General features: G+C 59.0%; 15 protein-coding genes and 1 tRNA gene. 11 read left to right on the top strand and 5 right to left on the bottom strand.

What is annotated here, in order from left to right:
* The first annotated feature begins 59 nt into the window (after window positions 1–59).
* The 5 genes from AC1DE4_RS05735 to AC1DE4_RS05715 all read left to right on the top strand — a co-directional run bounded on the left by AC1DE4_RS05735 (window position 60) and on the right by AC1DE4_RS05715 (window position 4,882).
* Window positions 60–671, top strand: coding sequence for a PilZ domain-containing protein (locus tag AC1DE4_RS05735; RefSeq protein WP_018854964.1), 612 nt, complete (start codon window positions 60–62; stop codon window positions 669–671).
* A gap of 646 nt (window positions 672–1,317) precedes the next feature.
* Window positions 1,318–1,923 (top strand): transglutaminase-like cysteine peptidase, encoded by a 606-nt coding sequence (locus AC1DE4_RS05730; RefSeq protein ID WP_025660934.1) that lies wholly within the window; start codon window positions 1,318–1,320, stop codon window positions 1,921–1,923.
* A gap of 235 nt (window positions 1,924–2,158) precedes the next feature.
* Window positions 2,159–2,908, top strand: coding sequence for a hypothetical protein (locus tag AC1DE4_RS05725; protein WP_477880437.1), 750 nt, complete (start codon window positions 2,159–2,161; stop codon window positions 2,906–2,908).
* Between the two features lie 117 nt (window positions 2,909–3,025).
* The gene (locus AC1DE4_RS05720) at window positions 3,026–4,495 is read left to right on the top strand and encodes a D-alanyl-D-alanine carboxypeptidase (RefSeq protein WP_205634476.1); all 1,470 of its coding nucleotides are present in this window, start codon (window positions 3,026–3,028) and stop codon (window positions 4,493–4,495) included.
* A 108-nt stretch (window positions 4,496–4,603) separates the two neighbouring features.
* A complete protein-coding gene (locus AC1DE4_RS05715; protein WP_025660931.1) occupies window positions 4,604–4,882 on the top strand; it encodes a hypothetical protein in 279 nt (92 codons plus the stop codon).
* 5 nt (window positions 4,883–4,887) lie between these two features.
* On the opposite strand, the gene AC1DE4_RS05710 is transcribed toward AC1DE4_RS05715, so the two are convergent.
* Both AC1DE4_RS05710 and AC1DE4_RS05705 read right to left on the bottom strand, forming a co-directional pair.
* The gene (locus AC1DE4_RS05710) at window positions 4,888–5,325 is read right to left on the bottom strand and encodes a DUF1489 family protein (RefSeq protein ID WP_477880434.1); all 438 of its coding nucleotides are present in this window, start codon (window positions 5,323–5,325) and stop codon (window positions 4,888–4,890) included.
* 59 nt (window positions 5,326–5,384) lie between these two features.
* Window positions 5,385–6,791 carry an L-serine ammonia-lyase gene (locus tag AC1DE4_RS05705; protein WP_477880432.1) on the bottom strand — a complete coding sequence of 469 codons (1,407 nt, stop codon included), beginning with the start codon at window positions 6,789–6,791 and terminating at the stop codon, window positions 5,385–5,387.
* 185 nt (window positions 6,792–6,976) lie between these two features.
* On the opposite strand from AC1DE4_RS05705, the gene AC1DE4_RS05700 reads away from it, so the two are divergent.
* Both AC1DE4_RS05700 and AC1DE4_RS05695 read left to right on the top strand, forming a co-directional pair.
* Complete coding sequence (locus tag AC1DE4_RS05700) at window positions 6,977–7,741, top strand: DUF599 domain-containing protein (RefSeq protein WP_025660929.1); 765 nt, start codon at window positions 6,977–6,979, stop codon at window positions 7,739–7,741.
* Window positions 7,742–8,728, top strand: coding sequence for a heparan-alpha-glucosaminide N-acetyltransferase (locus tag AC1DE4_RS05695; RefSeq protein WP_477880430.1), 987 nt, complete (start codon window positions 7,742–7,744; stop codon window positions 8,726–8,728).
* Here AC1DE4_RS05695 and AC1DE4_RS05690 read toward each other — a convergent pair whose 3' ends face one another.
* Window positions 8,729–9,121 carry a MerR family transcriptional regulator gene (locus AC1DE4_RS05690; RefSeq protein WP_016554043.1) on the bottom strand — a complete coding sequence of 131 codons (393 nt, stop codon included), beginning with the start codon at window positions 9,119–9,121 and terminating at the stop codon, window positions 8,729–8,731.
* Window positions 9,122–9,198: 77 nt separating this feature from the next.
* A complete protein-coding gene (mgtE, locus tag AC1DE4_RS05685) occupies window positions 9,199–10,611 on the bottom strand; it encodes a magnesium transporter (RefSeq protein WP_018854955.1) in 1,413 nt (470 codons plus the stop codon).
* Window positions 10,612–10,778: 167 nt separating this feature from the next.
* Between mgtE and AC1DE4_RS05680 the strand changes: the two genes are divergently transcribed.
* Together AC1DE4_RS05680 and AC1DE4_RS05675 are read left to right on the top strand one after the other, a co-directional pair.
* Window positions 10,779–11,273, top strand: coding sequence for a peptide deformylase (locus AC1DE4_RS05680; protein WP_477880428.1), 495 nt, complete (start codon window positions 10,779–10,781; stop codon window positions 11,271–11,273).
* Between the two features lie 247 nt (window positions 11,274–11,520).
* Window positions 11,521–11,892, top strand: a complete 372-nt coding sequence (locus AC1DE4_RS05675) for a hypothetical protein (RefSeq protein WP_025661140.1) — start codon at window positions 11,521–11,523, stop codon at window positions 11,890–11,892.
* A gap of 45 nt (window positions 11,893–11,937) precedes the next feature.
* On the opposite strand, the gene lipB is transcribed toward AC1DE4_RS05675, so the two are convergent.
* Window positions 11,938–12,657 (bottom strand): lipoyl(octanoyl) transferase LipB, encoded by a 720-nt coding sequence (gene lipB, locus AC1DE4_RS05670; RefSeq protein ID WP_025661141.1) that lies wholly within the window; start codon window positions 12,655–12,657, stop codon window positions 11,938–11,940.
* Window positions 12,658–12,828: 171 nt separating this feature from the next.
* Here lipB and AC1DE4_RS05665 point away from each other — a divergent pair.
* A tRNA-Leu gene (locus AC1DE4_RS05665) sits at window positions 12,829–12,913 on the top strand.
* 927 nt (window positions 12,914–13,840) lie between these two features.
* Window positions 13,841–14,200 carry a response regulator transcription factor gene (locus AC1DE4_RS05660; protein ID WP_025661142.1) on the top strand — a complete coding sequence of 120 codons (360 nt, stop codon included), beginning with the start codon at window positions 13,841–13,843 and terminating at the stop codon, window positions 14,198–14,200.
* The last annotated feature ends 8 nt before the right edge of the window (window positions 14,201–14,208 follow it).

Genomic DNA, 14,208 nt, shown 5'->3' with positions numbered 1-14,208 from the left:
TTCTGTTAAGGGATTCCGGGTAATGATCGGATGGTTGTATTTCATGAAGAAGCCCTTTGATGCACGCGTTCCAGCAAGTTCAGACGCAACGAACTGCGCCTCGCCTCGAACAAGGTGCCTTTCAACGCGTCCCAATCAACATGCAGGGCCGGCTTATGCTGGCGAACTACGAGGAATTTGAGTGCCTGGTCATCGATATGTCGCCGGGCGACATGTACGTGACTTGCCTGGGCCGCCCTCGTGCCAACGAGCGTGTGGTGGCCTATATCGATCACCTCGGGCGCGTCGAAGGCTATGTGCAGACGATCGATGGTCGTGGTTTTGTCATGTCGATCCATGCGACCGAACGCAAGCGCGAAAAGCTCGCAGCACAGCTAACTTGGCTTGCAAACAAGCATGAGCTTGGCCTTCCGGAAGACCGCCGTCACGACCGCCTGACGCCGCGCGAGACGAAAACCGAAATCACGCTGGAAGACGGCGCCCGCTACAGCTGCCGCATCATGGACCTGTCGCTTTCCGGCGCCGCAGTCGATGTCGAGGTGCGTCCGCCCATTGGCACACCTCTCCGCCTCGGCAATATGCGCGGCCGCGTCGTACGCCATTTCGTGGAAGGCGTTGCGATCGAATTCCTGTCGATCCAGTCGCGGGAAACACTGCGCGAATTTCTCTAATCGCTGCCACAGGCGCGCCGCCCGGGTGCCTGCTGTTCGATGTTCGCTTATCGCGAATTTGATCCCTCGGCCTGTTGCACATCATTTTCTCGATCAACGCAACGGCGGCCGCACTCGCCCAGCCCTGCCGATTGGTCACTCGGCGCCTGCTCAAAGGCAGCTGGACCTTGAGAAGCCGCTTTCGGGCGCATGGCAATTTTCCCGAGCCTAGCCGCAAAGTAATTCTCATCGATCGTGGGTCGTGGATCCGACAGCTGCTCTTCCGCAAAATTTCTCGATAATAATTTTGCTGCCGAAACGTGCCAATCGGCGAATTTCACCGCCAGCACCGCGATTATGATCTAGGCGCGGACCATCGCGGCGGCAGCCCAGATGGTAAATGAAGTCCTCCCAAAGCCTCGGATCCGGACGCTGCGTTAATAACTTGTCCCAAAATGCTGCGATTAAACGCCGAACCTCTTTCCGAGGAAGGAGCAATTTTAATCAAGTTTAGCGCGAAAGCTCTTCGAATTTTAGGCGAATTCGATTTTGTTTTTAGTCGATTTCTCTGCGTGTTTGAATCAACTAAGCCTTTAATTTAACTGCGTAATTTTGCGTCGAATAAAAACGTCTGTGTCAGGTTCTCCTCACAACGGGGACACGACAAATGACAATAACGAGTTTCATCAAAGGCAGTCTGGCCGTCGGTGCAATGTTGATCGCGATGGCGGGTTCGGGACAAGCGAACCCCCTCAACATGACGGTCCTTGGAAATGCGAGCCCGCCGATCGGTGCCTATCAGTTCTGCAAGGAAATGCCTACCGAGTGCGCGAATGCGGACGGCGATCAAGGCGAGCTGCTTCTGACGGAGGAGCGCTGGAAGACGATCCTCAAAGTGAACTACCAGGTCAATTCGTCGATCACGCCGTTGACCGACAAGGAAATCTACGGTGTCGAAGAACGCTGGGCCTATCCGCGCACCGCCGGCGATTGCGAAGACTATGCGCTGCTGAAGCGCAAGATGCTGATCAATGCCGGCTTCTCGGCTTCGGACCTGCTGATCACCGTCGTCCTGCAGCCGAATGGCGAAGGCCATGCGGTGCTGACGGTCCGCACGGACCGCGGCGATTTCATCCTCGATAACATGCGCAACAAGGTCATGCTTTGGGCCGATACCGAATACACCTACCTCAAGCGTCAGTCCGCTAACGATCCGAGCCGCTGGGTCAAGCTGCAGGACGGTCGCGCGGTGGCGGTCGGCAGCGTCAAGTAAGCGCGTATCGCCGGGAATACCCGGCGTGACCATACGGCTCCGGTCGTCCCCCGCATCCCCGTGCCTGACCGGCGCCACAGAGCCGCTCCCGCTGTCCCGGGAGCGGTTCGTTTTTTCCTGCCTCAAGGCGGCAGTTAAACGTTCGTTAACCGTATCGGCCAGAGAATTACCGCATCAACCAACGGCACCGGCGACTCTTGTTCCTTTCGCGGCGGTCTGACATCCGAAGGCCGCCATGAACCATACCGGTACCGCACGCGAAATTGAGGAGTCGCCACTCTTTTCTACGCGTTTCGTCGTCCGCCTTACGATCGCTGTCGCCTGCCTCGCGGCTTTGACATTGGCCATCAGTTTCGGTGGTCGCTGGTTTGGCGCTCGCATTTCCCTCGCTGGCAATACTGATGCGATAACGCCGATAACCCTGACGATTGGCCGCGACACTCTCCGCCTTCCCGAAAACACGCTGCGCTTCCCCAGCCAGCGGAAGAACGGCCTGTCCGAAAGGGCGGACCTCTATCTCACTTGGCCGGAAATGCAGGGGTACAGCAAGGAACACCGCGAGCGCTTCGACGATGTTTCCCAGTCGTCGGGACTGATCTTCCTTCAGGTCACCCAAAGCACGATGTCCCGGGACATGTCGGGACGACTAGAACCGATCTACTCGCATCTCGTCGAGGGCGACGGAGTCCCCTCTGCCAATGGCATGACGCTGCATCACCTGCGCGCAGACGCGGGCTATGCCGATGAGGTTCTCTTGACCGCGCCGCGTGCCGACGCCCAGGACTATGTCGTACGTTGCGCCTTGCCGGCGACGCCTCAAATGGCCACCAGCGGGGATTGCCAGCGTGACATAAAACTCGGTCGCGACTTAACTGTGCTTTACCGGTTCTCCAGCACGCATCTGCCTGATTGGGACCATATTGATGCCGCTATTCGCCATTTTGTGGAAGCGCGACTTGTGAACGCTTCTGCGACAGGTCGCTAGAATGATCCGATGTGGCGAAAGAAACGATTAATCATAAACGGATTGGTAACCCCGGACGGATAATTTGCTGAGAGAACGATCGCGCCGGGAGGGCGGCCGATCTCTCCAGTGTCCGAAATGCAAGCGAAGAGTAGAATAGTGCCAAGGTCAGTCTCCTCCGTATCACCATCGCGATCCCGCAATTTTCTTATAAGAGCGATCACGGCGCTGTCTCTGGCGGCCGGTATCATTATGGCCGACTCGATCGATGCCGATGCGGAGGCTGCCAACTCAAAATACGCGGGAATCGTCGTCGATGCGAAAACCGGCAGCGTTCTCTATAGCGAGAACGCGGATCGCCTGCAGTATCCGGCTTCTCTCACAAAGATGATGACGCTCTACCTGACCTTCGAAGCACTGGAGCAGGGGCGCATCCGCCTGGACACGTCGGTTCCCTTCTCCGCACACGCTTCCGCCCAAGCGCCGACGAAGCTCGGTGTTCGCGCAGGTGGCACGATCTCCGTCGAACAGGCAATCCTTGGCCTCGTGACGCTGTCGGCCAATGACGCGTCCACGGCTCTCGGCGAGTTGCTTGGTGGCACAGAGGATCGTTTCGCCCAGCTGATGACCGCGAAAGCGCATGCGCTTGGTATGACGCGTACGACCTATCGTAATGCCAACGGCCTGCCGAATACCGCCCAGATGACGACGGCGCGCGACCAGGCCCGTCTGGGTATCGCACTTCGCCAGCATTTTCCGCAGTATTACGGTTATTTCTCCACGCAGAGCTTTAAGTTCGGCAATCGCATCATCCGTAGCCACAACCGTCTTGTCGGCTCCGTGCGCGGCGTCGATGGCATCAAAACGGGTTATACCCGGGCGGCTGGTTTTAATCTGGTAAGCTCCGTTCAGGTCGATGGAAAATCGATCGTTGGCGTTGTTCTCGGCGGGGCTTCGACCCCTGCCCGCGACAATCAGATGCGCAAGCTGATCGCCGCCTATCTGCCGAAGGCATCCAGCCGCGGTGGTTCGTCGGATCTGATCGCCCAGACCGCGCCGCAACCGGTAGCGCCCGTCACCGAAACACGCGTCGCTTCGGCTGCGCCTGAGGTCAGCCTGCCGCGCACCGCGCCGACGCCGGATGCCCGCGATCAAGCGGCCTCCGCGCAGGTTGCGTATGCCGACGTTGCCAAGTCAAAGTCCGACAATCCGCTCCTCCAGCAGGAAATGCCGACGCCGACGAAGGTCAAGACCCAGGCGATCAAGCAGGCTGCTGTTGCTACGCCCACATCTGCTCCTGCCTATGTCCCGCCGGAACAGGGCGATACGTCTGTCGACGAGCTGACGACCGCATCGACCAAGGAACCGCAGCTGGCCGGTTGGGCCGTTCAGATTGGCGTTTCTTCCAGCAAGGAAGGCGCCATGGACCTGCTCGACAGCGCCAAGAACAAGGGTGGCAAGTCCCTTCGTTCCGCAAAGCCGATCGCAGTCGCCAATGCCGGAAGCTACCGTGCTCGCTTCAGCGGTTTCGATGACCAGCGTTCTGCTGTGAACGCCTGCAACGCCCTCAAGCGCGCCGGCGTGAAGTGCTGGGCCACCGCCCAATGATCAGCGGACATGCCGCCCTAGACCGGGCGGCATGTCCCAAGCGTCGTGATCGTGTGTTTGATCCGACGGAGTTCTGAGACTCGGTTTGTAATGCGTACGGGGATGAGAATGGCGATCAACGAGAATGTTCCGGAATTTCCGCCACATGGCCGGGTGACCGGCAAAAATCCGCGAGCCGGTTTGCACCCGCTGCATGAAGCTGCTTTGCGACTGGCAGAGGTAGGGTTGCAGCGGCAGAAGCCGAAATCGGCAAAAACCAAGGACTTGATCAATCTGCTGTTGTGCCACGGCGCGCGGGCGTGGCGTTGCTCGCAGGCGGAAGCGAGTATCCACCTTCACGTCACCTGCCCGGAAGGTCGGGCACCAGTAACGTTGCGCCTGCGCTAATCTAATCAGAGCAGGCCGAGTTCGGAAAGCTCGCGGCGAAGGTCCGCGGGCATTTCCGCAATCCCTTGCCCGAGGCTGTTCAGATCGCGCGGGACGTCGTCCTGCGGATAATAGCGCCAGCCCTGGAATGCTCGTTTCGGCTGGACTGCCGTTTCGATGACCTCAGGCCCCAGTACAAGATGGCAACGTGAGATTCCCTCGCCATCGGTAAACGTCTGGATATCGAGCAGCTTCTGGCGCGCCTGTACCTGCCCCTTGATCACCCAGTAGAGCGAACCTCCGTCAAGCAACTCCTCGACCCGCTTCGGGACCATCCTCGTCGTATGCACGGAATGAGGCTCTAGCCCGGCCGCAATCGCTCTGAGAGACCGCTCGGCGACCCACTCACGCAGATCGTCGATCGAATCCGCGCCCACACACAGTTTAATGAGATGCAATGCCATGCCGCCGTTCAAATCCTTTTATCGGGCAGCGTCAAGCGGCAAGTCGCATGTTCACAAAGTCAGCATTCCACGACGTTGACGGCAAGGCCGCCGGTGGAAGTCTCCTTGTATTTCTCGCTCATGTCGTTGCCGGTCTGCCGCATGGTTTCGATGCAGGCGTCGAGCGGAACGAAGTGCTTGCCGTCTCCCTTGATGGCCAGTGAGGCAGCCGTAACTGCCTTGACCGCGCCGAGGGCATTTCGTTCGATGCAGGGAACCTGCACGAGACCCGCGACCGGATCACAGCTCATGCCGAGATGATGTTCCAGCGCGATTTCGGCAGCGTTCTCGATCTGCTCGGGGGTCCCGCCCATGACCGCCGCAAGACCGGCAGCCGCCATGGCGGCCGCGGAGCCCACCTCGCCCTGACAGCCGACCTCTGCGCCGGAAATCGAGGCGTTGTGCTTGATGATCCCACCGACCGCAGCAGCGGTCAGAAGATAATCGCGGATGCCGTTCTGGTCCCAATCGTCGTGGAAATGCTCGTAATAGCGGATCGTCGCCGGGATAACGCCCGCGGCACCGTTCGTCGGAGCGGTCACGACGCGACCACCAGCAGCATTCTCCTCGTTGACGGCCATGGCGTAGACGCTCAGCCAGTCGTTCGCGAGCAGCGGGTTGATGCGGTTGCTGCGCCATTCCTCCTGCAGTTTGTCATGAATCGCGCGGGCGCGACGGCGAACGTTCAGCCCGCCCGGCATGATGCCATCGACCTTGAGCCCGCGTTCGATACACGAGCGCATTGCTTCCCAGATGCGATCAAGACCGGCGTCCAGTTCCTCGCGGCTACGCTGCGTTTCCTCATTGGCGCGCTTCATCTGCGCGATCGAGAGGCCGGAGCGCGCGGCCATGTCGAGCATCTGCTTGGCCGAGGAGAAAGGATACGGAACCCTGAGCGAATCGGACGGCGTCTTCTTCTTTGCACGCATCTGCTCGAGTTCAGTGTCGGTCACGACGAAGCCGCCGCCGACTGAATAGTAGATGCGCTTGACCAGCATCCGCCCGTCCTTGTCGAAGGCGGAAAGCGACATGCCGTTGGCGTGGCCCGGCAACGGCTGCTTCTTGTCGAAGACCAGGTCGGTCTTCGGCTGGAAGCCGTAGCTCGGATGCCCGGGCGGCGAGATGCGACCGGAGCGCTCCACGTGGCTGATGATACCGTCCATCTTGTCCGGATCGACGCTGTCAGGATGCTCGCCCATCAGGCCGAGGATGACGGCCCTGCCCGTCCCGTGCCCGATCCCTGTATGCGCCAGTGAGCCGTGCAGGCTGACCTTTATCGACGCGACCTGGGCGCCAGAAGTCGGGCGCGGCCAGTCGTTTGACAGGATCAGATCGAGGAATCGATTGGCTGCAGTCATCGGACCCATCGTGTGTGAACTGGAGGGCCCGACACCGATTTTGAAGACGTCGAAAACGGAAAGGAACATGACTGCGTCCTGTAAAGTTGCTGCGCAAACCTACGCTACCGGCTCCCGCGATCCCGGCGATGGACCGACATGGCATTTCACGCGTGCGACATCTGTAAAACGAAGCGCTGCGACTTGCCAGTCATTGCGGCGTGCCACCGCATCTGTAGAGTGACGCGGCGACGGGAGCCTGATTCAATATAATGATGACGACAGCGGATTACATTGCACTGGTGTTCTTTGCAGCGATCTGGTTCGGCTATGCGCGCCTGCTGCAAAGCTCGAGTTTCTTCGGCAGAACCAGCCTCACCCACGCCATGCGGGAACGCCGGCGCGAGTGGATCTACAATTCGCTGCGCCGCGATTTGAAGATGATCGACACCCAGATCATGGCCGGCCTGCAGAATGGCACCGCATTCTTCGCCTCGACGTCGATTTTCGCCATCGGCAGCTGCTTTGCTCTGCTGGGGGCAACGGAGAAAGTCGACGCCGTCTTCGCCGACCTGCCCTTCGTCTTTCATAGCGGGCATGCCGTCTTTGAAATGAAGGTCGGCGGCCTCGCGGCGCTTTTCGGATACGCCTTTTTCAAATTCGGCTGGTCGTATCGCCTCTTCAACTACTGCACCATCCTCTTCGGCTCAATCCCGATGATGCGCGACAGCGAACACGATGTGATTGCCGCCGAGCGCGCGGCGGAACGCGTCATCCGCATGAACATCATTGCCGCGGGTCATTTCAACGAGGGGCTGCGCGCCATCTTCCTCTCGATCGGCTACCTCGGTTGGTTCATCAACCCTTATGTTTTCATGCTGACGACGACGATCGTGATCGTGGTCCTGACAAGGCGGCAGTTCTTCTCTGAAGCGCGGCTGGCGATCATGGATGCCCGGCCGCCATCAAATCTCCACCTTTCTCCTATTCCCCGCGCCAAGCCGTCGAACGACGGCAACGACTCATCCGAGGGATTGTGAATGACCGCTCTGGCGACGGAAACACATGCGAGCGTTAAGCCGCCTCGCATTGGCTTGCTGGACACAGCGCGCGGTGTCGCCCTGCTGGCGATGGCGACCTATCATTTCACCTGGGACATGGAGTTCATGGGCTACCTCCCCCCAGGTACTGCTGAAACCGGCTGGCTGAAGCTCTATGCCCGCGCCATCGCATCGACCTTCCTGTTCATTGTCGGCGTCAGCCTGGTCCTCGCAAACACGCCGGAGATCCGCTGGCGCCCGTTCTGGAAGCGGTTTGGGATGATCGTTGCCGCAGCGCTTGCGATCTCGGTGGTGACGCGGTTTGTCTTCCCTGGCGAATGGATATTCTTCGGCATTCTCCATTGCATCGCAGTCCTCAGCCTGCTGGGGCTTGTCTTCCTGCGTCTGCCCTTGCCTGTTGCCATCGCCGCGACCGCTGCTGTTACCGCGGCATGGGTCGTGGATACCTGGGTCGCGCCCAACCTGTTGCGCTCGCCGATCTTCAATCCGCGCTACCTCGCCTGGATCGGCCTGGCAGAGATGCCGCAACGGTCGAACGACTACGTCCCGATCTTTCCTTGGGCGGTGCCCTTCCTGCTTGGCATGACGACGGCTCTGCTCGCCCTGAGGACGGGGCTTCCCGCGAGGCTTGCAAAGCTTGGCACCGGCTCAAGCCTGCCGGCAAGGGCCGGGCGTCATAGCCTCGCCTTTTACCTCATTCATCAGCCGGTGCTGATCGCAGTTGCCTACGGACTTTCCGTGATCATTCCGCCCGCTAAGCCGGACCCGGTCGAAACCTACCTGAGGCAATGCAATGCCTCGTGCATGATGCAGGAAGGCGAAGCGCTATGCCGCAGCTTCTGCCAGTGCACCCTCGATGCGCTGAGGACGCAAAAGCTCTTCACGGAATTCCAGTCTGGCGCCGTCACGCCGGATGACGGGCGGATCATGGCGTTGGCGAGCGAGTGCAGCGCCAACACGCAATAATCAGGTGCCGACGCCGATATCGGCCAGACGACCGAGGCATGCCTCTTCGATATTGTCGAGCTCGGCCAGGGTGTCGTCGATGTCCTTGCGCTTCTGGCGCAGGTCTTCGCGCTTCTCGTCGACGCGCTTCATCAGGAGCTTCAGCTGGCCCAACTCGCCCGGCGGCTCCTTGTAGACCTGAATGATCTCGCGGATCTCCGCAATGGTGAAACCGATGCGCCGGCCACGCAGGATTTCCTGGATCAGGCGGCGGTCTGCCGGACGGAACAACCGGGTGCGTCCGCGCCGCTCTGGATGGATCAATCCTTCGTCTTCGTAGAACCTCAGCGTACGCGTCGATACTCCAAACTCGCGCGTCAATTCGGTTATGCTATAGTACTTGCTGACCGGCATGGGCTCCCCACCATTAAGGGTGCCAATAATATTGACTTTTACGTAATAGTCAATTTCTGCGCGGAAATTCGAGCCGGCTAAATCCCGAACCACCATGTAGCGATACCGAGAAAGGCAAAAAAGCCCGTACAATCGGTTACTGTCGTGACAAAAACCGACGACGCAATGGCTGGGTCGGCTCCGACCTTATGCAGGAGCAACGGCAGGAGAATTCCGGCAAGGGCGGCAGCAAACAGGTTGATGATCATCGCTGCGCCGATCACGAAGCCCAGTTGGTAGTCGTGAAACCAGGTGGCGGCGATGGCCCCCATGATGACGGAGAACAGCGCGCCATTGGCGACGCCGACCCCCGCCTCTCTGCGTATGATGCGGCCGGCGTTGTAGATGTCGATGTCGCCGGTCGCCAACGCGCGGACGGTAACCGTCATCGTCTGCGTGCCCGCATTGCCGCCCATGGATGCCACGATTGGCATCAGCACCGCGAGCGCAATCATCTTCTCGATCGATTCGTCGAACAACCCGATGACGCTTGCAGACAGCAAGGCCGTTCCGAGGTTGATCACGAGCCAGAGAAAGCGAGAGCGGACGGTTGAGAAAACATTGTCCGACAGCTCTTCGTCGCCGACACCGCCCAGACGCTTGATGTCTTCGTCGGCTTCCTCGTGAATGACGTCGACCACATCATCGATCGTAAGCACTCCGACCAGCCTGTCGTTCTCGTCGACGACGGCGGCGGAGAGAAGGTCGTACTGTTCGAAAAGCTGGGCGGCCTCTTCCTGGTCCATCTCCGCGGGGATCGGATGATTCGTCTCCCGCATGATGGATTCGATCTTGGTCTGCCGCTTCGTACGCAGGATCTTGTCCAGATCGACGGCGCCCAACAGCTTGAATGTCGGGTCGATGACAAAGATCTGCGAGAATGAGTACGGCAGGTCTTCCTCGTCGCGCATGTAGTCGATCGTCTGCCCGACCGTCCAGAACGGCGGGACCGCGACGAACTCCGTCTGCATACGACGGCCGGCCGAGCTTTCCGGATAGTCGAGCGCGCGCCGCAGCCTTACACGTTCGGTAAACGGCAGCTGCGCGAGGATTTCTTCGCGATCCTCGGTGTCGAGGTCCTCGAGAATGTAAACGGCATCGTCCGAATCGAGTTCGCCGATCGCTGCGGCGATCTGCTCGTTCGGCATCTGGTCGACGATTTCGCGACGAATCGTTTCGTCGACCTCCGTCAACGCCGTCATGTCGAACTCGTCGCCAAGCAGGCGAACGAGCGCAAGTCGCTGGTCGGGCTGCAGCGATTCGAGAAGGTCGCCTATTTCAGATTCGTGCAGGCGGGCGACGTGTTGGCGCAGGAAGATCGTATCGCGATCGGCAATCGCGGCACCGACCAGCGCCAGGAAATCACCTCGGACGTTGCCATTTTCATCATAGATGTCGGCGTCGCCGCTGTCTGGACGCGGGCGGACGAGCTCTTCTGCGTCGTTCGTCATGGTTGCCGCCCTCGCATCCCGTTTGAAGTTCAATGACTAAGCGCCGAATTATATAGCTTCGTGCTAGCTCAAAGCTTGAAGTCCGTCCAGCCGCAAACGCCTCGCGTGGATGACAATGCGCGTGCGCAGCGATAGTTTCCGCGCATCTCAAAACAGGAACTTTGCCAGTGGCTGTCCGACCCATATTGCGCTTTCCCGACATTGGCCTGAAAACCGTTTGCGAACCCGTCGAACTCTTCGACCAGAGGCTGCGCGACCTCTCGGACGATTTGCTGGATACGATGCGGGCGGCGCCAGGTGTCGGTATCACTGCTGCCCACATCGGCGTCTTTCTGCGGGTAGCCGTCATTGAGCTTGGCCGAAACGAAGGCGTGCGACACTACGTCAATCCGGAGATTGTGTCAGTGTCAGACGACACGATTCGCCATGTCGAAGGGAGCGTCTCCATGCCCGGTATGACTGATGAGGTCATCAGGCCAAAGGCAATTCGTGTTCGATACCGTGATCTGACGGGCGTCGTTCACGAGGAGGAAGCGGAGGGCTTCCTCGCCGTCTGCATCCAGCACGAAATTGACCAGCTCGACGGCATCTTTTGGATACAGCGCCTTTCCAGGCTCAAGCGCGAGCGGCTGGTCAAACGGTGGGAGAAGTTACGAAAGTAGCGGCGGCTGCGTGGACAATTAATCTGCTTATGGTTGTGTAAATCCGGAAGCGCGCGCTTTCCGAATGAGAGAGAATGTTCCATCACGAAACGGTCAATTTCGGTCGCGGATCTGTGATTTCATTTGATAAAACGGCACCGTTCGTGTGATTTTTTGCCCGCATTCTTGCCGCAATTTGAGCGCGAACTAAGTCCTGCCGAGGGTTTGGTGTCGTTGTCAATGCAACGATGAATTGAGGAGTTATCCCATGCGTTTCAGATTTGCGGCCGCCGCTTCCGTTCTTGTCCTCAGCCTCGGCCTAGGAAGTGCAGCCTTTGCCCAACAGTACTCGAACGACTACAGCAACGATAGCGACGGGTTTGCGCCCGTCCAGATGACGGCGAAAAAGCCAATTCACTACGCCAACCGCAAGGCACCGGAATACTCTTCCGACTACACGAATGACAGCGACGGATTTGCGCCAGCCCGGATGTCGGCTCCCGTCGACAGGATGACAACGGGAAGCGTCAGGCGACTGCCCGACTGCGACTACATGAGGACGAACTCCGGGGTGCATACGGCTGGCGGCGATAGCGGAGCGTCACATACCGATGCCTGCCGCGACATCGGCGACAAATAGCAATCGATTGCCGAGGGCCGGTCATCCGGCCCTTTCTTTATTGCGTCACCCCTCGGTGACTGTCTCACCAAAAACCGATTCGAATGCCTCGCGAAGCCGGATGTCGACATCAGTCATCATGACCGGCAGGCCGAGGTCGACCAGACTCGTGACGCCATGGGCGGAAATCCCGCATGGAACGATTCCACTGAAGTGATCGAGATCGGGTTCGACGTTCAGCGACAATCCATGAAAGGTCACCCATTTCCGCAGCCGGATCCCCAGTGCCGCAATCTTGTCTTCTGCCATCGTGCCGTCGGGTAGAGCCGCCTTGTCAGGCCTGCGAACCCAGACACCGACGCGGTCCTCGCGCCGTTCGCCGCGGACGTTCATCGAATCAAGCGTGCGAATGACCACTTCCTCGAGCGCGGCAACAAAGGCACGCACGTCCTGACGCCTGCGCTTCAGGTCCAGCATCACGTATGCAACACGCTGGCCCGGCCCGTGATAGGTATATTCACCGCCGCGTCCTGTTGCGAAGACGGGGAACCGGTCGGGCTGGACCAGGTCTTTGGCATCAGCGCTCGTCCCCGCCGTGTAGAGAGGCGGATGCTCCACGAGCCAGACGAGCTCGTCACCGCCGTCTGCGATCGCCGCGACCTCGCGCTCCATGTTTTCCACAGCCTCCTCATAGGGCACGAGACCGTCGGCGATCCGCCATCGGACCGGCCGCGAGCCTTCTCGGGGCATCATGGAGAATTCAAGATCTTTGCGTAGCATGGCCATTCCTTGTGCTGCGACTGCGGAGGCAGCGCTGCGAAGGCCTATATGGTCCCGTTTCGAGCACGATTCAAATGCTGTGATTTCTTTTGAAAAAATCTGTCATATCGCCCTTGTGTACCCGAAATGCTTTTGCTACATGCTGCCCCGCCGGCACAAATCGGCACCTACCACGATGCGGTCGTGGCGGAATTGGTAGACGCGCAGCGTTGAGGTCGCTGTGGGGCAACCCGTGGAAGTTCGAGTCTTCTCGACCGCACCATTCAATCCCAATGGGATTGATAGCATTGAACCTGCTGAGGCGCATTTGTGGCCCAGCGTTTAGAGCTCCTCACAATCTTTGCATAGATTTGCGACGACGCCACCTGGCAGGCCATGAGGCTCTGTTTCCAACGGAGTCAGTCGATATCGGCTGCTACCTCCTGCTGTGGTAAGCACGGCTCTCATCTTTGCAGCGACTGTGGTGTTCTGGCATTCCCCTGCTTGATTCGGGCGAGCCGCCGCCCTGTTGACGACACGTCCTTAGCGATTCACGGGATCCTCAAAAGATCGCGCAAAAGAGCGCACTCATGGCGCGATTAGCCGTCATGGCCGAACGCACCAGACCCTCAAGATATACTTGTGTTGGGGATGCGAGCGCCTACTTATCGGCGTAATCTAAATCCGGAAAAAGCACGTGCTTTCAAACAAGGTTGCCAAAAGGCTCTTTGCCTTCGCGCTGTCCGCATAACCTTACGGGAGTTGTATCCTCAGGCTCATGATACGACCTAATCGAGAGCGTGAGAAGCTATGTCATCCACAACACAAGTGACCTCTGACCGAAACAACGATCCTGTTCAGCTGGACCTGGATAGCATCAGAGATTCAGCCTGCTCGCATTTAGGATCGATTGACGTCCTCGTTGACCTGCTGCGGGTAGATAGCCAACGCGTTTGCCGCCGGGCGAGCGCCCTGAATGGTGCCTTGGCCGTCTGGGTCGCACCAAACCCGGACGGGCGGCTACCTAGGGAGCACAAGTTCTTGAGCGGATCGGGTTGCGCCGCAGACCCGTTGAACGGGCGCACGGCATCGCATCTGAACCGGCGCACCACTTTCTCATTCATCCTTCGACAAAACGACATGGACAGCCGGAAGGAAGTCACGTCCGGCAAGCAACCACCAGGTTTGTGCTGATCAGAAAACGAAGAACATGCATCCGACGCTAATTGCGATCATAGATGACGACGAAGCAGTGAGGGAATCGCTGCTCGATCTGCTGGAGGTGTCTGGCTATTCCGTGGTGACATTCGCATCGGCTGCCGATTTCCTCGCATTCCCCCGAATCCGGGATACGAAGTGTCTTGTCCTCGATATTTCGATGCCTGGCATGAGTGGCATCGACCTCTGCAATGAGCTACGACGGCGGAACATCACCATACCTGTTGTGTTCATGACCGGTCATGCTCAGGATGCGCTTATCAAAGAAGCAAAACGCACGGGTACCTGTCTTTTCAAACCATTTGCCGGTGGCGAACTCCGCTCAGCCATTGAAGCGGCAGTCACGGTCTGAGCGATCGG

The organism is Rhizobium sp. 10N414 (assembly GCF_056394785.1).
This window is presented reverse-complemented; position numbering and strand designations above follow the sequence as displayed.

What these genes read in the sequence shown, in the direction of transcription:
- AC1DE4_RS05715 (WP_025660931.1), top strand. Translation starts at nt 4,604, where the DNA reads ATGGCGATCAACGAGAATGTTCCGGAATTTCCGCCACATGGCCGGGTG.
- AC1DE4_RS05695 (WP_477880430.1), top strand. Translation starts at nt 7,742, where the DNA reads ATGACCGCTCTGGCGACGGAAACACATGCGAGCGTTAAGCCGCCTCGC.
- AC1DE4_RS05720 (WP_205634476.1), top strand. Translation starts at nt 3,026, where the DNA reads ATGCAAGCGAAGAGTAGAATAGTGCCAAGGTCAGTCTCCTCCGTATCA.
- AC1DE4_RS05690 (WP_016554043.1), bottom strand. Translation starts at nt 9,121, where the DNA reads ATGCCGGTCAGCAAGTACTATAGCATAACCGAATTGACGCGCGAGTTT.
- AC1DE4_RS05725 (WP_477880437.1), top strand. Translation starts at nt 2,159, where the DNA reads ATGAACCATACCGGTACCGCACGCGAAATTGAGGAGTCGCCACTCTTT.
- AC1DE4_RS05675 (WP_025661140.1), top strand. Translation starts at nt 11,521, where the DNA reads ATGCGTTTCAGATTTGCGGCCGCCGCTTCCGTTCTTGTCCTCAGCCTC.
- AC1DE4_RS05660 (WP_025661142.1), top strand. Translation starts at nt 13,841, where the DNA reads ATGCATCCGACGCTAATTGCGATCATAGATGACGACGAAGCAGTGAGG.
- lipB (WP_025661141.1), bottom strand. Translation starts at nt 12,657, where the DNA reads ATGGCCATGCTACGCAAAGATCTTGAATTCTCCATGATGCCCCGAGAA.
- AC1DE4_RS05735 (WP_018854964.1), top strand. Translation starts at nt 60, where the DNA reads ATGCACGCGTTCCAGCAAGTTCAGACGCAACGAACTGCGCCTCGCCTC.
- AC1DE4_RS05730 (WP_025660934.1), top strand. Translation starts at nt 1,318, where the DNA reads ATGACAATAACGAGTTTCATCAAAGGCAGTCTGGCCGTCGGTGCAATG.
- AC1DE4_RS05705 (WP_477880432.1), bottom strand. Translation starts at nt 6,791, where the DNA reads ATGTTCCTTTCCGTTTTCGACGTCTTCAAAATCGGTGTCGGGCCCTCC.
- AC1DE4_RS05700 (WP_025660929.1), top strand. Translation starts at nt 6,977, where the DNA reads ATGACGACAGCGGATTACATTGCACTGGTGTTCTTTGCAGCGATCTGG.
- AC1DE4_RS05710 (WP_477880434.1), bottom strand. Translation starts at nt 5,325, where the DNA reads ATGGCATTGCATCTCATTAAACTGTGTGTGGGCGCGGATTCGATCGAC.
- mgtE (WP_018854955.1), bottom strand. Translation starts at nt 10,611, where the DNA reads ATGACGAACGACGCAGAAGAGCTCGTCCGCCCGCGTCCAGACAGCGGC.